19 protein-coding genes are annotated in these 19,272 nt (G+C 66.6%); 16 read left to right on the top strand and 3 right to left on the bottom strand.

All coding sequences use genetic code 11. The annotated features are described in order from the left end of the window. The first annotated feature begins 115 nt into the window (after nucleotides 1–115). The 6 genes from H8F01_RS16240 (at nucleotide 116) to H8F01_RS16210 (ending at nucleotide 7,058) form a co-directional block, all read left to right on the top strand. Nucleotides 116–1,807 carry a molecular chaperone HscC gene (locus tag H8F01_RS16240; protein ID WP_187056103.1) on the top strand — a complete coding sequence of 564 codons (1,692 nt, stop codon included), beginning with the start codon at nucleotides 116–118 and terminating at the stop codon, nucleotides 1,805–1,807. Continuing rightward, nucleotides 1,804–3,588, top strand: coding sequence for a hypothetical protein (locus H8F01_RS16235; protein ID WP_187056102.1), 1,785 nt, complete (start codon nucleotides 1,804–1,806; stop codon nucleotides 3,586–3,588). Before H8F01_RS16240 ends, H8F01_RS16235 begins: the two co-directional genes overlap by 4 nt. A 56-nt stretch (nucleotides 3,589–3,644) precedes the next feature. Next, on the top strand, nucleotides 3,645–4,010 hold the full coding sequence (locus H8F01_RS16230; protein WP_187056101.1) for an ArsR/SmtB family transcription factor: 366 nt from the start codon (nucleotides 3,645–3,647) through the stop codon (nucleotides 4,008–4,010). Next, nucleotides 4,010–4,969, top strand: coding sequence for an SRPBCC domain-containing protein (locus H8F01_RS21745; RefSeq protein ID WP_222615672.1), 960 nt, complete (start codon nucleotides 4,010–4,012; stop codon nucleotides 4,967–4,969). Before H8F01_RS16230 ends, H8F01_RS21745 begins: the two co-directional genes overlap by 1 nt. 81 nt (nucleotides 4,970–5,050) lie before the next feature. After that, a complete protein-coding gene (locus tag H8F01_RS16215; protein ID WP_187056100.1) occupies nucleotides 5,051–5,944 on the top strand; it encodes a tetratricopeptide repeat protein in 894 nt (297 codons plus the stop codon). A 202-nt stretch (nucleotides 5,945–6,146) separates the two neighbouring features. Continuing rightward, the gene (locus H8F01_RS16210) at nucleotides 6,147–7,058 is read left to right on the top strand and encodes a tetratricopeptide repeat protein (protein ID WP_187056099.1); all 912 of its coding nucleotides are present in this window, start codon (nucleotides 6,147–6,149) and stop codon (nucleotides 7,056–7,058) included. A 21-nt stretch (nucleotides 7,059–7,079) separates the two neighbouring features. Here H8F01_RS16210 and H8F01_RS16205 read toward each other — a convergent pair whose 3' ends face one another. Genes H8F01_RS16205 through H8F01_RS16195 form a run of 3 tightly spaced genes read right to left on the bottom strand, consistent with a single transcriptional unit; the run spans nucleotide 7,080 to nucleotide 9,462 of the window. Continuing rightward, complete coding sequence (locus H8F01_RS16205) at nucleotides 7,080–7,379, bottom strand: DUF6587 family protein (RefSeq protein WP_187056098.1); 300 nt, start codon at nucleotides 7,377–7,379, stop codon at nucleotides 7,080–7,082. After that, nucleotides 7,376–9,220, bottom strand: a complete 1,845-nt coding sequence (feoB, locus tag H8F01_RS16200; protein WP_187056097.1) for a ferrous iron transporter B — start codon at nucleotides 9,218–9,220, stop codon at nucleotides 7,376–7,378. The genes H8F01_RS16205 and feoB overlap by 4 nt, the downstream gene beginning before the upstream one ends. Then, entirely contained in the window at nucleotides 9,217–9,462 is a 246-nt protein-coding gene (locus H8F01_RS16195; protein ID WP_187056096.1) for a FeoA family protein, read from the bottom strand. The genes feoB and H8F01_RS16195 overlap by 4 nt, the downstream gene beginning before the upstream one ends. A 261-nt stretch (nucleotides 9,463–9,723) precedes the next feature. On the opposite strand from H8F01_RS16195, the gene H8F01_RS16190 reads away from it, so the two are divergent. The 10 genes from H8F01_RS16190 to H8F01_RS16145 all read left to right on the top strand — a co-directional run bounded on the left by H8F01_RS16190 (nucleotide 9,724) and on the right by H8F01_RS16145 (nucleotide 19,254). Continuing rightward, nucleotides 9,724–10,770: an MBL fold metallo-hydrolase gene (locus H8F01_RS16190; protein ID WP_187056095.1), complete on the top strand. Its 1,047-nt coding sequence runs from the start codon at nucleotides 9,724–9,726 to the stop codon at nucleotides 10,768–10,770. Between the two features lie 74 nt (nucleotides 10,771–10,844). Further along, the gene (locus H8F01_RS16185; protein WP_187056094.1) at nucleotides 10,845–11,639 is read left to right on the top strand and encodes an enoyl-CoA hydratase-related protein; all 795 of its coding nucleotides are present in this window, start codon (nucleotides 10,845–10,847) and stop codon (nucleotides 11,637–11,639) included. A gap of 59 nt (nucleotides 11,640–11,698) precedes the next feature. Further along, nucleotides 11,699–12,094, top strand: coding sequence for a VOC family protein (locus H8F01_RS16180; protein ID WP_187056093.1), 396 nt, complete (start codon nucleotides 11,699–11,701; stop codon nucleotides 12,092–12,094). 22 nt (nucleotides 12,095–12,116) lie between these two features. Then, nucleotides 12,117–12,635, top strand: coding sequence for a cupin domain-containing protein (locus H8F01_RS16175; protein ID WP_187056092.1), 519 nt, complete (start codon nucleotides 12,117–12,119; stop codon nucleotides 12,633–12,635). A 337-nt stretch (nucleotides 12,636–12,972) separates the two neighbouring features. Further along, entirely contained in the window at nucleotides 12,973–14,961 is a 1,989-nt protein-coding gene (locus tag H8F01_RS16170) for an ATP-binding protein (RefSeq protein ID WP_187056091.1), read from the top strand. A gap of 91 nt (nucleotides 14,962–15,052) precedes the next feature. After that, nucleotides 15,053–15,352: an OmpA family protein gene (locus H8F01_RS16165; protein ID WP_187056090.1), complete on the top strand. Its 300-nt coding sequence runs from the start codon at nucleotides 15,053–15,055 to the stop codon at nucleotides 15,350–15,352. Between the two features lie 54 nt (nucleotides 15,353–15,406). After that, nucleotides 15,407–16,144: a hypothetical protein gene (locus tag H8F01_RS16160; RefSeq protein ID WP_187056089.1), complete on the top strand. Its 738-nt coding sequence runs from the start codon at nucleotides 15,407–15,409 to the stop codon at nucleotides 16,142–16,144. Nucleotides 16,145–16,192: 48 nt separating this feature from the next. After that, the gene (locus H8F01_RS16155) at nucleotides 16,193–17,089 is read left to right on the top strand and encodes a hydroxymethylglutaryl-CoA lyase (protein WP_187056088.1); all 897 of its coding nucleotides are present in this window, start codon (nucleotides 16,193–16,195) and stop codon (nucleotides 17,087–17,089) included. A gap of 147 nt (nucleotides 17,090–17,236) precedes the next feature. After that, nucleotides 17,237–18,493: a sensor histidine kinase gene (locus H8F01_RS16150; RefSeq protein ID WP_187056087.1), complete on the top strand. Its 1,257-nt coding sequence runs from the start codon at nucleotides 17,237–17,239 to the stop codon at nucleotides 18,491–18,493. Beyond that, nucleotides 18,490–19,254 carry a LytR/AlgR family response regulator transcription factor gene (locus H8F01_RS16145; protein WP_187056086.1) on the top strand — a complete coding sequence of 255 codons (765 nt, stop codon included), beginning with the start codon at nucleotides 18,490–18,492 and terminating at the stop codon, nucleotides 19,252–19,254. Before H8F01_RS16150 ends, H8F01_RS16145 begins: the two co-directional genes overlap by 4 nt. The last annotated feature ends 18 nt before the right edge of the window (nucleotides 19,255–19,272 follow it).

Here is a 19,272-nt window from a genome sequence, read left to right as displayed (position 1 = left end):
TCCTGGGGGGAATCGGCGGATTCTACCCAGCCCCGGTCTCAGGCGCGCGTGCTCCGTCCGCCGACCGCCTGTTCCGCATTACACTGCCCCGACGTCTACAGGGGATGTAACAGGGATGATCGTTGGCATTGATCTGGGTACCACGCATTCGCTGATCGGTACCTTCGGGGAACACGGGCCTACGCTGTTTCCCAACGCGCTGGGCGACCTGCTCACGCCGTCCGTGGTCAGCGTGGACGCGGACGGACACATCATCGTGGGCCGCGCCGCGCGCGACCGCATGGTCAGCCACCCCGATGCCAGCATCGCCACCTTCAAGCGCTTCATGGGTACGCCCCGCGAAACACGCCTGGGCAAGCACGTGTTCCGCCCCGAGGAATTATCGGCGCTGATCCTGCGTTCCCTCGTGGCCGACGCCGAAGCCGCCACGGGTGAAAAAGTCACCGAGGCGGTGATCAGCGTGCCCGCGTACTTTTCCGATGCCCAGCGCAAGGCCACGCGGGCGGCTGGCGAACTGGCCGGCCTGCGTATCGAGCGCCTGATCAACGAACCCACCGCGGCCGCCCTCGCCTATGGCCTGCAGGAAAAGCCGGACGGTGCGCGTTTCCTGGTGTTCGACCTGGGTGGCGGCACCTTCGACGTATCGGTACTGGAAATGTTCGACGGCGTGGTGGAAGTGCACGCCAGCGCGGGCGACAACTTCCTTGGCGGCGAGGACTTCCTCGACGTCATGGAAAGCGCGTTCCTCGGCGACGAGAAACTCGCAACCGACACGCTTTCCCCGCAGGAACGCGGCCAGCTGCGCCGCCGCCTGGAGCAGGCAAAGCGCGAACTGGGCGCGCAAGGCAGCGCCGGCATCGAATGGCGCATCGGTGAGCGCGCGGTGAACTGGCAGATCGATGAGGAACGCTTTGCGCGGCTGAGCGACCCGCTGGTGCAACGCATGCGCGCACCGCTCGAACGCGCCATGCGCGACGCTCGCCTGCAGCCAGCCCAACTTGAGGAGATCGTGCTGGTGGGCGGCGCCAGCCGCATGCCGCTGGTGGCACGCATGGTGTCGCGCATGTTCGGCCGCCTGCCGCTGCGGCACATCAACCCGGACCAGGCGATAGCGCTCGGTGCGTGCATCGCCGCCGGGCTGAAGTCGCGCGACGAGCGCCTCGAGGAAGTCATCCTTACCGACGTGTGCCCTTATACGCTGGGCACCAAGGTCTCGCGGCGCGACGAGCAGGGCCGCGAGCAGACAGGGTTCTTCTCGCCCGTCATCCACCGCAACAGCACGGTGCCCGTCAGCCGCGAGGAGACGTTCCAGCCTTTCCGCGACAATCAGGTCAAGCTCACGCTGGAGGTGTATCAGGGCGAGCACCCCATGGCGGATCGCAACATCAAGCTGGGCGAGCTGGATATTCCACTGGCACCGAACCGCCCCGCCGCCCAGAATTCGGTGAACCTGCGCTTTACCTATGACGTGAACGGCGTGCTACAGGTGGAAGCCACCCTGCTTGCGACGCAAGAGCGCCACGAACTGGTACTCGAACAGAATCCGGGGTTGCTTAGTCCGGCGGAAATCCGGTCTCGCCTGCAGGCGCTGGAAAGCATCAAGATCCATCCCCGCGACAAGCACGAGAACATCGCGATGCTGGCACGCGCCGAACGTCTCTACGAGGAATACATCGGCGCACGCACACAGCTGCAGCAGTGGATTGCGCAGTTCCGCACGGTGCTGGACACGCAGGATGAGCAGCTCATACGCGAACACCGTCGGCAGCTGGGACAGGCTCTCGATACGCTGGATGCCCACGCATGACCACGCCATTGGCCTGGTTCGGCCTGCCCGACGATGCCGATGAAAGGGAGCTAAAGCGGGTCTACGCGAAGCGCCTGAAGGAAACCCGGCCTGACGTCGATCCGGCGGGTTTTCAGGAACTGCGCGCGAGGTATGAGGCTGCGCAGGCATGGTGCAGGCAAGCTGCCCACGTCGCCACGCCTGCCGTCGACAACACGCCGTCTCCGCCGGTCGAGGCTGGGTCTCCTCCGGTCGACGAGGCAACCACGCCGCCGCCTGCCGCGTCATGGCGCGCCGTGAAGTTCGATGAGGCGCAGCCCGCTACGCACGCCAGTCCATTCGATGCCGAACGTTTCGCCACGGCATTTCTGCAGACCGCAGCCACCCGCCATCCACTGGACCTTTTGAGCTGGCTGCAGGAGCAACCGGAGCTCTGGTCGCTGCGTGCGAAGCAGCAGGCCGGGCACGTCGTACTGCGCCGGCTGTTCCGCGACCAGCCGCCCATGACGGCGGCGAGTTTCGACAACACGCTGCAGTTCTTTGGCATGGATCACGCCCTGGCGGGAGTTGATCCACTTCATCTGCAGCAACTTCGCACGAACCTCCACGAGTGGCACGCCCTGCAGCAACGTTTCGAGCCAGCCATCGAAGCGTGGAATGCTCAATCCCCACGCGTGGATGCCGAGACGGTGTATCGCTGGTTCTGCGCCTGCGCGCGGAGCCACGCAACCGAGCCGGCCATCGCCGCACTGCACGCACAACCGGCCTTGCAGAATGGCGACTGGCGTCAACAGCTGGCCCCCCAGCTGCTGGAACTGGTGGTGCGCGAACGTCCGCCCATGCCGGCCGCCACGGCAGCCTCGCTGTTCGACTATTTCCGCTTGTACGAACTGGCCCACGGCCGTGGCGCTTCGCTGCAGGACATGCCCAGCCAGCTGGAAGTCCTCTGGCTGATGCTGCCGGAAAATGCCTCGCGGCTTGCGCTACGCGTACGCGACGCCAAAAAGCCATACGGCGAGGCCAAGAAGAGCAGTCGCTACCTGCGCTGGGTGCAACGGCCGTTTCACTGGTGGTGGATCCTGCTGACGTCCTGGGTGCCGGGCTTGCCCACCGCGCTTGGTCTGTTCCTATGGCGTCTTTCCGAAGGCGTTCCCTCGCGGTTGCCCCGCACCATCGATCCCGCCCTGGCCCGCTTCTGCATCGCAACGGCGAGTCGCCACGTGGTGGCGGGGCCTCGCGTGCTGGTTGGCGTCATCCGGTGTGGCAGCCTGTTGGTGCTCGGTGGCGTGCTTGATGCCCTCTGGTATGTGTTCCTCCAGGAGCCCTACGGCGAACCGGGGTCACCCAGCCTGCTGATCAGTGCCCTCGTGATCACGGCGGCCTGGGCGGCCTACATCACCTTCGTCGCGCTTTTGATATGGCAACGCCGCCCGGAAGAACCACCACAGGCCCGGCCGCTGCTGCGCATCGCCTTTGTTCCGGCGATGTGCGCCGCCGGCGTGCTCCTGTGGTTCGCCAGCGGCAGCAATGGCCTTGGCGTGGGGGCATTGCTGCCCACGGCATCGCTCGCATACGGCCGCTACCGCGCCCGCAATCCATTGCCGCCCGCGGGAGCCAGGACGCGCTGGTCGACCATCCCTGACACGCTGTTCTACATCGGCCTGTTTCTATCTATGCACTGGGCACCCGGCATGGCGCTCGTCGCGCTCGCCGCATGGGGCATGGATCTGTGGCTGCAGCGCAAGAGCCTGCGCTGGCGCCCCGGCGCCAAGCCCGCCGCCAGCCCGACCGGCAGAGCCTGACGTCATATTCAACCCGTTGGTTGACTTTCCTTCGTGCCGGAGAGATATTCAACCTTATGGTTGAACATTCTGCACCAGCGCTCGACATCGTGTTCCAGGCCCTGACCGACGCCACCCGGCGCGCCATGCTGCGCCATCTGGCCGGGGGCGACCGCAACATCGGCGAGCTGGCCGCCCCGTTCGACATGTCGCTGGCAGCGGCCTCCAAGCACGTGAAGGTGCTGGAACGGGCCGGCCTGGTGCGCCGGGTGGTGCAGGGGCGCACGCACATCTGCCGGTTGGAGCCCGGCCCACTGGCCGCTGCCGACGAATGGCTGCGTTTCTACGAACAGTTCTGGAACCGCCGCCTCGACGCTCTCGATGCCCTGCTCAAGGCCGAAGACGCCGCCGTGGGCGAATCACCCGCCGGAGGGAACCCCTGATGACCACCTCGACCCTGCGCTCGCTGCGCATCACCCGCCACTTCGACGCCGCGCCCGAACGCGTGTTCGATGCGTGGCTCGACCCCGCCACCGCCGGACGCTGGCTGTTCTCGGCGCCCAACGGCGAAATGGTGAAGGTGGCCATGGATGCACGCGTGGGCGGCCATTTCTGTTTCACCGACCGCCGCGACGGCGAGGATGTCGACCATGTCGGCGAGTATCTGGCCATCGACCGGCCGCACCGCCTCGTCTTCACCTTCGGCGTGCCCCGTTACTCCGAAGCCATGACGCGCGTCAGCATCGACATCGTGGCGTCAGGCACGGGCTGCGACCTGACCCTGCTGCACGAAGACGTGCTGCCCGAATGGGCCGAGCCGACACGGGAGGGCTGGACGGGCATCCTCGAACACCTCGGACGCAACCTGCAGAGTCAGTCCGCGCGACAGGTCCTGGCACCGGACACCATCCGCTTCGAACGTCTGCTGCCGGGCCCGGTGGAACGCGTGTGGTCCTACCTCGTCGATTCGGACAAGCGCGGCCAATGGCTGGCCAGCGGCAGCATGGAACAACGCGTGGGCAGCGAGTTCCAGCTGCGCTTCCATCATGCCCAGCTGTCGCAGACGCCCGTGCCCCCGCCGGAGCGCTTCAAGGCTTACGAAGACGGCGTGACCTCCACCCACCGCGTGCTCGCGTGCGAGCCGCCACGCCTGCTCACCATCACCTGGGCCAAACAGGACGACCCTTCGGAGGTCACCTTCGAGCTCGCGCCCGTGGGCGCACAAGTGCGCCTGGTGGTGACGCACCGCAAGCTCAAGCCTGCGGACGTGGCCGGCACCAGCGGAGGCTGGGATACCCATCTGGATGTACTCGCCGATCGTCTGGATGGCCATCTGCCGCAACCGTTCTGGCCGGTATTCAGCCATCTGCTCGCCCGCTACGAGGGGCTTCAGCAACCCTGACAGGCCGGCATTTGCGCGAAGGACGGGTGGCGAGTACGTTGCTGGCGCAGCTTTCTCGCGCACCCTCAAGGATGGATCGCCATGGCCGTGCAGAAACTCCCCGCCCTGTCCCTGTCATGTCTCATCGCGCTGGCCTTGTCTTCGGCCGCCTTTGCAGGCGACGACGCAACGCTGAAGAAAATCCCCACCGACGACCAGCCGGTGGCGGCGACCGCCCACGTTGCCGACGACGGCAAGGAAGACAACACGCGCTCGTTCAACACGCCGACCGATGATGGCCGCCCCGGCGAGTACTACTTCGCGCTGGGCGTTCAGGCAGTGAAGAAAGGCGACTATGAACATGCCATCGCCATGTACAAGGTGTCGGCCTCATGGGCGTACAAGCCGGCCGAGTACAACCTGGGCGTGATGTATCTCAACGGTCAGGGCTCACCGGTGGACCTGCCGCGCGCCCTCGCCTGGATGGCGCTGGCGGCGGAACGCAACGATCCGCAGTACCTGCGCGCCCGCCAGCTGGTGTATGCGCATGCCACGCCGGAGCAATACGAGCAGGCCAACGTGATCTGGCGCGACCTGCTGCCCACCTACGGCGACGAGGCCGCAATGCCCCGCGCCAAGTCGCGCTGGCGCGAGGCCAGGAATAACGCGACGGGCTCGCGCGTGGGCTCGGGGGCCGCACACGTCGAGGTCGGTGGCGCGGACGGCACGCCAAACCACATGGCGTCACCCAACTACGCCGTCTTCAGCGGCGGCCATGTCAGCACCAACCCCGCCGAACTCGCGGGCGTGCATCAGGGCGACGGATCGGTGGCGTATCAGGCGGTGCGTTCAACCGACAATCCGTACGATCCCAAGGTCATGCCCGTGTCCGGACAGGTGTCGGTGGGATCGCTGTTGAAGGTCGATGCGAAGGACGGCGCGGCCACCAAAGACCAGACCAGCACGACGGACGGCGATAACAGCGGCCACCCCTGAACGGCATGTTGTCAACGTGAAATGGACGTCTAAACCATTTCAATGCCAAGGTGACAAACCACGGCCGCCAGCCAACGCCAGCGCAGTCGGCTGCTGCCTGTCTTGCGCAGGTTCCCGCGCTGCCAACGCAACGATTGCCCGACGCTTGCCGTGGGAGTAGCTTCATCCTGCTGCCTTCCGTAATCAGACGCGAGGTGTCGCCATGAACGTGCGAAATCGCCGGTTGCCCGGTTCGCTGTTCGTCGTCGCTCTGGCCGGGCTGCTGCTCTGCCCTTCCCTTCGTGCCACGGACGCCACCCTGCCGACCATCCCCATCGACACGCAGGCGCCGTCGCCCAAAGTGGTGACCTACAAGGCCACGCCTGATGTTCCCACCAGCCGCACCGATCCGTTCAACCGGCCCGAGGACGATGGCCGCCCGGGCGAGTATTTCTTCTATCTCGGCGCGCTGGCCAGCCAGCGGCACGACTACGAGCACGCCATCGCCATGTACAAGGTGGCGGCCTCCTGGGCGTACAAGCCGGCCGAATACAACCTGGGTGTGCTCTACCTCAACGGCCATGGCTCGCCGGTCGACCTGCCGCAGGCCATGGCATGGTTTGCCCTGGCGGCCGAGCGCGGCGAAACGCAATACGTGTACGCCAAGCAACTGCTCTACGCGCACCTGACACCGGAGCAGTTCGAGCAGGCCAATGCGATCTGGCGTGAGCTGCTGCCCACCTATGGTGACGCCGTCGCCCTGCCCCGCGCCAAGGCGCGCTGGCGCGAGACGCTGATGTCGGCCACGGGGTCACGCGTGGGCTCGGCAGCGACGCATCTGGTGGTGGGAGGCACCTCGGGCCGCAACAGCCACGAGTCGTTTGCCAACTATGACGTGGGCTCGGGTGGCATGCAGGCGTTTACCGCCGGCGAGATCACCGGCGTGCACCAGACCGATGGCGTCATCGCCTATCAGCAGCTGCGCGAGAGCAAGGATCCATACGACCCGAAGTTCACCTCGTACCTGCTGTCAGGCACGGTGACGGTGGGCATCCTCAAGCCGGTCGCCTCGGATGATCCGGCGATCCGCAGGGTCAATCCGCCCATGGACGAGCCAACGCCGAAACAGCAGTAGCGGAAGGCTGGGACCCGCGCGTCACTTGCCGCGCGGGCGGAACTCCAGCGGATAGACATCGCGCGCGGCTGCCGGCGGCTTGGGTCCGCAGGAGCCGCAGGTATCGCAGCCATCGCTGCAATTGCCGGCCGATTGCTTCGGCTGCAGGCGGTGCGCCAGCGCGCGCTGCCATGACGCGCGACCCGGGCGATCCAGCCGCAGCGCCAGCGTGGCCAGCCAGCGGCTGGTGAGCTTGGGTGCCAGCTTGCGCAGGGTGATCCACGCCCCGATCAGCACGATCACGCCGACGATCACGTACTGCAACAGCAGCCCGGTACTCATGTCAGCCAGCTCGCGATCTGGTAGGTGAGGAACGAAGCGACGTACGCCACCGCGAACATGTAGCCGAACGAGATGCCCACGTTGCGCCACGAGTTGGTTTCGCGGCGGATCACCGCCAGCGTGGACATGCACTGCGGCGCAAAGGCAAACCACACCATCAGGGACAGCGCGCTGGCCAGCGAGAAGTTGGCCGCCAGCGCCTGGGCCAGGCCCGCGCCGTCCGCGCCTTCGCCACCCACGGCGTACACCGTGGCCAGCGCCGCCACGGCCGTTTCGCGTGCGGCGAACGCCGGGATCAGCGACACGCTCATCTGCCAGTTGAAGCCCAGCGGCGCGAAGATCACCTGCAGGCCGCGACCGATGTAACCGGCAAAGCTGTAGTCGATGGCCGGACCGGTAGCGCCGGCCGGCGGCGACGGGAACGTGGACAGGAACCACATCAGGATGGTCAGGCCCAGGATCACGCCGGTGAGGCGCTTGAGGAAGATCATGCCGCGTTCCCACAGGCCGATCGCCACGTCGCGCACATTGGGCAGGCGGTAGGACGGCAGCTCCATCAGCAGGGCATGCTCGCTGCGGTCGCGGTGCAGCTTCTTCATCACCCAGCCCACCAGCATGGCGCCGAGAATGCCAATGGCATACAGCGCGAACAGCACCAGCCCCTGCATGTTGAAGATGCCGAGCACGCGGCGGGTGGGAATGAAGGCGCCGATCAGCAACGCATACACGGGCAGGCGCGCCGAGCACGTCATCAACGGCGCCACCAGGATGGTCGACAGGCGGTCGCGCGGATCGGTGATGCTGCGCGTGCCCATGATGCCGGGAATGGCACAGGCAAAACTGGAAAGCAGCGGGATGAAGGAACGCCCGGTCAGGCCCACCGACACCATCAGGCGATCGAGCAGGAACGCCGCGCGCGGCAGGTAGCCCGACTCCTCCAGCACCAGGATGAAGAAGAACAGCACCAGGATCACCGGCAGGAAGCCCACCACGGTACCCAGGCCGCCGAAGACGCCGTCCACCAGCAGGCTCTGCAGCGGCCCCGCCGGCATCCAGCGGGTGGCGTGCTCGCCCAGCCAGCCGAAGCCGTCGCCGATCAGGTCGGACATCGGCTTGCCGGCGGCGTACACGGCCTGGAACACCAGGAACATCACCACGGTGAGAATGGCCAGGCCAAACACCGGGTGCAGCGCCCAGCGATCCAGCGCGTCATCGATCTTCGCGGTGGCGCGCGGCATGGTGACGGTGGCCGCCATCAGTTCGCGCACCTGGGCATGCAGGTCAGCGCGGCTGGCGGCATCGTCCGGCTGTGCTGCCGCAGCTTGTGGGATCTCACCGTCCACGCGAGCGACCAGTGCCTTCACGCCGTCGCGCTTTACCGCCACGGTTTCCACCACGGGAATGCCCAGGCGACGCGAGAGTTCAGCCACGTCGATAAGGATGCCGCGACGACGCGCGGTGTCCATCATGTTCAGCGCCAGCACCACCGGCAGACCCAGGCGCTTCACTTCGAGCACGAAGCGCAGATGCAGGCGCAGGTTGGTGGCATCGGCCACGCACACCACCAGGTCTGGCACGGCTTCGCCCGGGTAGTTGCCTTCCAGCACGTCGCGCGTGATCTGCTCATCCGGGCTGGTGGCGTCAAAGCTGTAGGTGCCCGGCAGATCGAGCACGTGGAGCACACGGCCGGAGGGTGCGGTGAATCGCCCTTCCTTGCGCTCCACCGTCACGCCGGCATAGTTCGCCACCTTCTGGCGACCGCCGGTGAGCTGGTTGAACAGGGCCGTCTTGCCGCAGTTGGGATTGCCGACCAGGGCGATGCGCAGCGTGCCGGCGCTCATGCACGGTTCTCCGCATGCACCAGCACGCGCTCGGCTTCCTTGCGACGCAGGGCGAAACGCGTGGAGCCGATCTGGATGAGCAAGGGGTCGGCCCCCATCGGGCCCTGGGCCACCACGCGAACCGGCTCGCCCGCCACGAAGCCGAGATCGCGCAGGCGCTGCGCGATCACATCGGAAGCATGAGCATCGTCCACTCGGTCCACCACAGCAGTAGCCCCTTTCGGAAGATCGGACAGGCGCACTGGTCACCAGCTTAAATAAGAATGGTTCGCATTGTACCTGAGTCACCCGCGAACTGCAGCGCGACCGCTTGCCGCCGCCCGGACAGGCCACCCCGCAAGAACATGAAGCCTGAATCGCGATGGTCGCCGCCTTGGAAGTGGCCGCCCCAGCCCCGATAGCAGACAGGCAGGCCGCCGCCCGTGGCGATGCCCGCCCCCACCCATGCCGAGGTCCCCATGGCTTTGTTTGCCCGACATGCGACCGGTTTACGCCTGGAACGCATGCAAGCGTCCTCGCAGTACGCCGGCGAAGGCTTCGTCAACACCTACCCGTCCAGCACACCCCGGGTCGCAGACGACAAGCCCTCGCTCACCGATTTCATCTTCCGCGGCGAAGGCCGCACGCCGTCGAAGCCGTTGCCGTCGTTCGATCCGCGCCCGCAGTGGACGCGCCCCGTGGAAACCGGCCTGCGCACCACCTGGCTGGGTCACTCCACCGTGCTGCTGGAAATCGATGGCGTACGCGTGCTCACCGACCCGGTGTGGGGCGATCGCGCCTCGCCGTTCTCGTTCATGGGCCCCAAGCGCTTCCAGCCGGTGCCGGTGGACATCGCATCCTTGCCGCCACTGGATGCCGTGCTGATCTCGCACGATCACTACGACCATCTGGACTATCCCAGCATTCGCGAGCTGGCGAAGCTGCAGGTGCCGTTCGTCACCTCGCTGGGCGTGGGCGTGCATCTGGAAGCGTGGGGCGTGCCGGCCGAACGCATCATCGAGCTGGACTGGTGGGAAAGCTTTACGCTGCCGCGCGGGCTTACCCTCACTGCGGCGCCCTCGCACCATTTCTCTGGGCGCAGCCTGCATGACCGCAATGCCACGCTGTGGTCGTCCTTCGTGCTGCGCGGTGAACGCCATGCGGTGTTCTTCAGCGGCGATACCGGCCTGTCGCCGCATTTCGCCGAGATCGGCCAGCGACTGGGTCCGTTCGACCTGGTGATGATCGAGGTAGGCGCTTTCCATCCGTCCTGGGGCAGCGTGCACCTGGGCCCGGACAACGCCATCACGGCGTGGCGCCAGCTCGGCAGCGGGCGCTTCCTGCCGGTGCACTGGGGCACCTTCAACCTGGCCATGCATCCCTGGGCGGAACCGGCTGACGTGCTGCTGGCCAAGGTGCCTGAAGGCCTGGTGATGCCGCGCCTGGGTGAAGCCATCGAGCCGGCGCACTTCGAATCCGTGCAGCCCTGGTGGCGCGACGTGGCCTCCGGCCACTGGCAGGGTTCGGCGCTGGAGGCGGCGGAATTCCTCGTGTTGCCCGCCAAGGATTGACGCTCGCCTCCCCGCCGGCCGGCATCAGCGGGGAGGGTTGGGTTTACGATGTCGCTCCCCAGCAGGAGCTTTCCATGACCAGCAGCATCCAGATCGCCGACCACGCCGGCGTCCGCCGCATCACGCTGAATCGGCCGCAGGTGCACAACGCGTTCGATGACGGGCTGATCGCCGAGCTCACCGCGGCGCTTGAGCAGGCGGGGCGAGATGCAGCCGTGCGCGCCGTGGTGCTCACCGGCGAAGGCGCCAGCTTCTCGGCAGGTGCGGATCTGAACTGGATGCGTGGCATGGCGAGCGCCAGCGAAGCGGACAACCGCGACGACTCGCTGCGCCTGGCCACCCTCATGCGCACGCTGCAGTACCTGCCCAAACCCACTATTGCCCGCGTGAACGGCGCGGCTTATGGCGGCGGCGTGGGGCTGGTGGCGTGCTGCGACATCGCCATCGGCGTGGACACCGCGCGCTTCGGCCTTACCGAGGTGAAACTTGGCCTGGTGCCGGCGGTGATCTCCCCTTACGTGATCCACGCCATCGGCCTGCGCCATGCGCGTCGCCTGTTCCTTACCGGCGAACTGTTCGATGCCGCAACCGCGCAGCACATCGGCCTGCTGCACCAGTGCGTTGCCGCCGATCAGTTGGACGACACCGTCGACGCCACGCTTGCCCTGCTCGCCAAGGCCGGCCCGGTGGCCCAGGCGGAAGCCAAGCAGCTTGCGCTGCGCATGGGTGGTGCCGACGAAGCGAACGCCGCCGCGCTGGATCGCGATAACGCCGCACTCATCGCACGCCTGCGCGTGTCCGCCGAGGGCCAGGAAGGGCTGGGCGCCTTCCTCGCCAAGCGCGCCGCGGCATGGTGCGCCACCGGCTGACGCGCACGCACACGAGTGACTCCATCGCACACGACTTCATTGCACAAGGACAGGACGCCATGATCGATCACGTGGGATTGCAGGTCTCCGGCTATGAACGCAGCCGCGAGTTCTATCGCAAGGTGCTCGCGACGCTGGGTGGCGAGCTCGTCATGGAAGTGACGGCGGAGCAGACCGGTGACGGTTCGCACGCCGGTTTTGGCATGAAGGGTCGCCCGACGTTCTGGATCGGCACGTCATCACAGGCACCCCACCCCACAGGCGCCGTGCACGTGGCCTTCGCCGCGCCAAACCGCGGCGCGGTGATGGCCTTCCACCGCGCCGCGCTCGAAGCCGGTGCCAAGGACAATGGCGCACCCGGGCTGCGCCCGCACTATCACCCGCACTACTACGGCGCCTTCGTGCTCGACCCGGACGGCCACAACATCGAGGCTGTCTGTCACACGCCGGTCTGACCTTAGCTGGAGCACAACTCGCATGACCCGCCCCATCATCAACATCGCCGACGTCGAGCTGCAGTCCTTTCCACCGGGCATGGGCCCCACCGGCGAAACGGCCGAGCGTTTCGAAGCGCGCATGGGACGTTTCTCCGCGCAGATCGGTGCCCGGAAACTGGGCTACAACATCACCGTCGTGCCGCCGGGCAAGCGCGCCTTCCCGCTGCACTGCCATCGCATCAACGAAGAGATGTTCTTCATCCTCGAGGGCAATGGCGAAGTGCGCATGGGGGACCAGCGCTACCCCATCCGCGCGGGCGACGTGATCGCCTGCCCGCCGGGTGGCCCGGAGCAGGCCCACCAGATCATCAACACCGGCAGCACCGACATGCGCTACCTCGCGGTAAGCACCAAGGAAACGCCGGAGATCTGCGAGTACCCGGACACGGGCAAGGTCGGCATCATGGCCGAATACCCCGCCACCGCCGACGGCAAGCCGCAAGGTTTCCGGATGGTGACGCGCGTGGATATGCAGGTCGGGTACTGGGACGAGGAGTGAGCGCCCGCCCGTGTGCTGCGCACCGGTTGCGTGGAAAGGCGCTGGATGACCAGCCCTGCGGCTGTTGAAGGGCGTTTCCTGCTTTCGCAGGAATGACGATCAAAACGGGGGCCTGACGGGGATTTTCCTGACCCTCCCACCGTCATTCCCGCGAAAGCGGGAAACGCCCTTCAACAGCCGCAGGGCTGGTCATCCAGCGCCTTTGTTCTCATGCGCCGGAACCGTCACAACCGCACCAATCGTCCCCGGCACTCCACCCTAAAATGCTGCGCCGCGCATCGGCTGCGGCGCGCCAATCTGGTAGTTTTGCCTGCTTCGCCTCATCCCCGGAAGCCGCATGTTCGAGCGCGTACTCATTGCCAACCGTGGCGAGATCGCCTGCCGCGTCATTCGTACCTGCCGGCGCCTGGGCATCCACACCATTGCCGTGTATTCGGAAGCCGACGCCAACGCGCAGCACGTGCGCCTGGCGGACGAGGCGTGGCCCATCGGCGGCCCGCGTCCCACCGAATCCTACCTGCGCGGCGACACCATTCTTGAGGTCGCCCGCAAGAGCGGCGCGCAGGCCATCCATCCTGGCTACGGTTTCCTTTCCGAGAACACCGCGTTTGCGCGCGCCTGCACCGAGGCGGGCATCGCCTTCATCGGCCCGCGTCCGGAAAGCATCGACGCGATGGGTTCCAAGGCCGCCGCCAAGGCGCTGATGGAAAAGCACCGCGTGCCGCTGGTGCCCGGCTACCACGGCGAAGACCAGTCCGATGCCGTGCTCGCCGAGCAGGCGCGCAGCACCGGTTTCCCGCTGATGATCAAGGCCGCGGCCGGTGGCGGCGGCAAGGGCATGCGCATCGTGCGCAGCGAAGCGGAATTCGCCGCGGCGCTGGCCTCGGCACAGCGCGAAGCGGCCAGTTCGTTTGGCGACACGCGCGTGATCCTCGAGCGCTACGTCGACCATCCGCGCCATATCGAATTCCAGGTGTTCGGCGACACGCAGGGCAACGTCATCCACCTCAACGAACGCGAGTGCTCCGCGCAGCGTCGTTACCAGAAGGTGCTGGAGGAAACACCCTCGCCCTTCCTTGATGACGCGCGCCGCGCCGCCATGGGCGCCGCCGCCGTGGCCGCCGCGAAAGCAGTGAACTACGTTGGTGCTGGCACGGTGGAATTCATCGTCGGACAGGATGGCGAGTTCTTCTTCATGGAGATGAACACGCGCCTGCAGGTGGAGCATCCGGTGACGGAGGAAACGCTGGGCCTGGACCTGGTGGAGTGGCAGTTGCGCGTGGCCGCCGGCCAGCCACTGCCACTGGCGCAGGACCAGATCAAGGCGCACGGCCACGCCATCGAAGTGCGCCTGTATGCGGAAGACCCCGACCAGAACTTCCTGCCCGGCTCGGGCAAGCTGCTGACGCTGCGCCTGCCCGTGCCTTCCCGTCATGTGCGCCTCGACGGCGGCGTGATCGAAGGCGATACCGTTACCATCTTCTACGACCCGATGATCGCCAAGCTGATCGTGTGGGACGTGGATCGCCCGCAGGCCCTGCAACGCCTGCGCGATGCACTGATGGCCAGCGAAATCGTCGGGCCGAAGTCGAACATTGCGTTCCTCGAGCGCCTTTCACGGCACCCGGTGGTAGTGGAAGGCCGCATCGATACCGGCTACCTCGATCGCCACCTTGATCAGTTTCTCGCGGGTGACGCTGCGCCGCAGCCGCGCGTGCTGTTTGCTGCCGCCGTGGCAGCGCTGCTGCATGACGAGAGCCACGTCACCGCGAACCCCGCCGACCCGCATTCACCCTGGTCGCGCGCCGATGCATGGCGCGTGGGCCATGCGGGCAAGCGCATCGTGGCGCTCTCGCTGCACGGCCAGCGCCACGAAGTCGAGGCCTACGGCCATGACGGCAACTACCGGCTTCACCACGCTGACGACGCGTGCGACGTCAGCGGTGCCCGCCTCGGTGACGAGGCACTCAGTGCCCGCTTCGACGGTGAAGCCATGCGCGTGCCCGTGCGCATCGACGCCGCGCGCGTCACCCTGCACGACACCCACGGCAACCGCCATGCGTTCGAACGCGCCGCTGCGTTTGCGTGGGAATCGAAGGAAACCGCCGGCGGCAACCAGATCGCGGCCCCCATGCCTGGCCGCATCGTGCTGGTGAAAGCGCAGGCCGGCGACACCGTGGAGGAAGGCCAGGAACTGCTGGTGATGGAAGCGATGAAGATGGAGTTGGCACTGAAGGCGCCGCGTGCCGGCACCATCGCCAGCATCCACGCGGCGCAGGGCGATTTCGTGGAAGCTGACACGGTGCTTCTGCGCTTCGCCGACTGAGCTGCAACTTTCCCCGACTTAGCCATGTCCCCTGCCCGGCCACCGGGCGGGAACATGGCTGCGTTTGCCTGCCATCACCTTCGATACGGCCATGGCCGACGTCAAACGCGGATCGAACGCCACGCTCGTCGAATTGGCGAAGCTTCTGAACGACAACCCGAAGCTCAGGGTGTATATCGACGGGCACACCGGCAGCCAGAGCCCGTTCGCGCACCATCTTGACCTTTCACGGCGTCGCGCAGACGCTGTGGCCAAGGTACTGGCTACTGTCTACAAAGTGCCTGCGGCCCGCATGCCCGCCACGAGCGTGGCGTCGCTGGCCCCGGAGGCAAGCAACATGGACGATGCAGGCCGCGCGAAGAACCATTGCGTGGAACGCGTGGTCCAGTAAGGACGCCAGGCCTCGCGCCCTGCACGAGGCCTTTTCTTCGGGAAGGGAGACTTCATGCGCAAGACCCTCAGTTTGTCATCCGCCGTTGTTGTTCCCGCACTGTTCGCCGCCGCCTTGCTTGCGGGCTGCGGCAAGCATGAGGACAACGCCCCTGCACCGTCGGCAGAAAATACCGATGCCGCCGATACCGCCGCACAGGCGAAGGCCGATGCTGCCGCCCGCGCCCGCGACGAGGCGGCATCCACGGCCCAGTGCGCAGGCAATCCACTGATCAAGGCGATGCCGCCCAAGACGACCATCGACGGCCTGCCGTTCCGCACGTGGGAATGCACGTTCAACACCATCCACGCCGTCTACGGCAAGGATGACGGCAAACAGGTCGATATCTCGCTGACCGATACGCGCTCGCCGGACATCGACAAGCAGCCGGTCATGAAAGATTTCTATCGCCGCACGGCCGATACCCAGCTCGCCATCACCCAGTCGTCGGTGCAGATGCTGGTGGCCACCATCGACAGCTTCAAAGCCAACCCGGCGCTCACCAACGCGATCGGCGGCCCCGAGTACGCGTCCATGGCCGAGCCCTCGGCCACCAAGGATCCCATCGTCATCCATGTGGGCAGCAAGGAGGACGATGCACCGGCCGAGGTCATCGCACTGTTCAAGGATCGCCACGTGCTCACCATGCGCGCCAACGACAACGGCAGCGCCGTCACCGGCCTCACCGCCGCGCAGGCGCAGGCGCTCTACGATCCCTTCATCCAGCAGTTGCATCCGGAGCTGCTGCCGTAAACCTGCCGTTCCCGCCGCCGTTGGCGGGAACGCGCTATGCTCGCGGGCATGAGCACAAACCATGTCCGCATCGTTGAAGTCGGCGCCCGCGACGGCCTGCAGAACGAAAAGACCCTGCTGCCGGCCGACGTGAAGATCGCATTGATCGATCGCCTCTCCAGCACCGGCCTGAAGACCATCGAAGCGACCAGCTTCGTCAGCCCCAAGTGGGTGCCGCAGCTGGCCGATGCCGCCGAGGTGTTCCAGGGCATCCGCAAGGTGCCCGGTGTGAGCTACCCCGTGCTGGTGCCCAACGAACAGGGTTATGAGCGCGCCCGCGCCGTGGGCGTCAGCGAGATCGCCGTGTTCACCGCGGCATCCGAGGCATTCAACCGCAAGAACATCAATGCCTCGATCGACGAGTCGATCGAACGCTTCCTGCCGGTGATGCAACGGGCAAAGCACGATGGCGTGAAAGTGCGCGGCTACGTTTCCACCGTGCTGGGCTGCCCCTATCAGGGCGAGGTGCCGGTGAGCGATGTGGTGCGCGTGGCCCGCCGGCTGCACGAGGTGGGCTGCTACGAAGTCTCGCTCGGCGACACCATCGGCGTCGGCACGCCGGCCAAGGCGCGCGCCATGCTGAAGGCCGTGGCGCAGCAGGTACCCATGGACGCGCTGGCGGTGCATTTCCACGATACCTATGGGCAGGCGCTGGCCAATATCCTGGCCTGCCTGGAAGAAGGCGTGCGCGTGGTGGACAGCGCGGTATCCGGCACGGGCGGCTGCCCGTACGCCAAGGGCGCCACCGGCAACGTGGCCAGCGAAGACGTGGTGTACATGCTGCACGGGCTGGGCATGGATACCGGCATCGACCTGGACATCCTGGTGGCCACCGGTGCCTGGCTGGCCGGCCAGCTCCACAAGGAAACCGCCAGCCGCGTGACGCGGGCACGCACGGCGGCCTGAACCGGCGGGTGTCCTGCCCGCCCGGATTCATTCCCGCCCGGGGTCACTTCGTCGCCCCGCAGGCGGTTTCATCGAAAAGCGCGCGCCACCGGCGGATGGGGTGGTTATTCTCCGCAGCATCCGATCCAAGTCAGGGATGCTGCCGTGATGAAGAGCTTCATCTTCGTGTTCCGCCTCGTCGTGTTCTGGTTCTTCGTGCTGCTGTTCACGGCACTGATGCTGGCCAACTCGGCGCCGCTGCGCCGTCACGACACGGGACCGATGTTCGTCCTGCTGATCTTCATCGCCCTGGTGCTGGTGGTGACCGGTGCCGTGTCGCACCTGCGCCGCGTCCGCCTGATCGCCGGTCATCTCGACGACAGCACCATGGGCAACCGCCAGCGCCGGCAGATTGAAATTCCGTTCGAGGCGGGCGAAGCCTTCGACCTGCTCGATGCCGCCATCCGCGAACTGCCGCGCACGGAAGACATCGAAAGCGCGCGTGACAGCCTGCAGGTCCGCGCCAAGGTGCAGCGCCCCAAGCCCTACGGACAGGGCCCGTTTGCGCGCATGGACCCAGCCCGCTGGTTCGGTCACCTGCGCAACCAGATCTTTGCCACGGTAACGCCCGGTGACGGCATCGGCAGCGTCACCCTGATCTGCGAACCCGAGGTGGGTGCATGGAGCGACTGGTTCCGCGTGGACGACGGCACCAACCTGGAGAACGCCGAAGCGATCACGCGTGCCATCACCCGCCGCGTCGCGGAAAAGCGCCGCAACGAACAGATGCGCGCCCAGCAGACGGAAAGCGAGAAGGAACGCACCGTGGCCCGTCTCAACCTGCTGCATGCGCAGGTGGAGCCGCACTTTCTCTACAACACGCTGGCCAGCGCGCAGTACCTGACGCGTACCGACCCGCAGCAGGCTGACCACATGCTGGGGCACCTGATCCACTATCTGCGCCACTCCCTGCCGCAGCGCGACGATGCGCTCTCCACGCTGGGCGATGAACTCGAACGCACGCGTGCCTATCTGGAAATCATGCGCCTGCGCATGGGGCCGCGCCTGGCCTTGCAGATCGACGTGCCCGACACGCTGCGCGCCATCGCCATCCCGCCGATGATGCTGCAGACCCTGGTGGAAAACGCGATCAAGCACGGCCTGGAACCCAAGCCCGGCGGCGGCACGGTGTGGATTCTTGCCCGCCAGGACGATGGCGCCATCGCGATCACGGTTGCCGACGACGGACGGGGTTTCAACGACGCCAGCGGCGGTACCGGTATCGGCCTGAAGAACGTGCGTGAACGGCTGCGCCTGATCTACGGATCCGCGGCATCGCTCGCCGTGGTGAGCAACGCACCCGAAGGCGTCGCCGCCACCATTACCGTGCCCCTGCGCACTGACGCTACGGACAACGCCACGTGATCACCGCCATTCTCGCCGAAGACGAAGCCCTGCTGCGCAAGGCGCTGCTCGACCTGCTCGCCCGCGTCTGGCCGGAGCTGCAGGTGGTGGCCGAGTGCGACGACGGCGCGAGCGCACTGGAAGCCATCAGTGAGCAGCGCCCGGACATCGCCTTCCTCGATATCCGCATGCCTGGCCTGAGCGGGCTGGAAGTGGCCGCCGCGGCCGCCGAAGCCAGCCCCGGCACGCAGGTAGTGTTCACCACGGCCTACGACCAGTACGCCATCGATGCATTCGAACGCGGCGCGGTGGATTACCTGCTCAAGCCCATCACCGAAGCCCGGCTCACCGCCACCATGCAGCGCCTGCAATCGCGCGTGGCACCGCGCACCAGCGACACCGCCGCGCTCTCGCAACTGCTGCGCGAGGTGATGCTGCACCCCGGCACGCGGACCGAACCGCTGACCTGGATCACCGCCAGCAACGGCCGCGAAACGCGCCTGATCATGGTCGACGACGTGGCCTATTTCCGCGCCGACAGCAAGTACACCGTGGCCATGACGGCCGAGGGCGAAGCGCTGCTGCGCAAGCCCATCCGCGAGCTGGCCGCCATGCTCGACCCCACCGTGTTCAAACAGATCCACCGTTCCACCATCGTCAACCTGCGCGCGGTCGCTTCCGTGGTCCGCGACGATACCGGCAAGGGCACGCTGCGCCTGAAGCAGCGCCCCGAAACCCTGGTCGTGAGCCAACCCTTCATGGCGCTGTTCCGCAATATGTAAGCGAACTCGCCCACCGCA

The sequence above is a fragment of the Dyella telluris genome, assembly GCF_014297575.1.
GTDB classification, from domain to species: Bacteria; Pseudomonadota; Gammaproteobacteria; order Xanthomonadales; family Rhodanobacteraceae; genus Dyella; species Dyella telluris.
The sequence above is the reverse complement of the archived record's forward strand: the minus strand, read 5'-3'. Positions and strand labels throughout refer to the sequence as shown.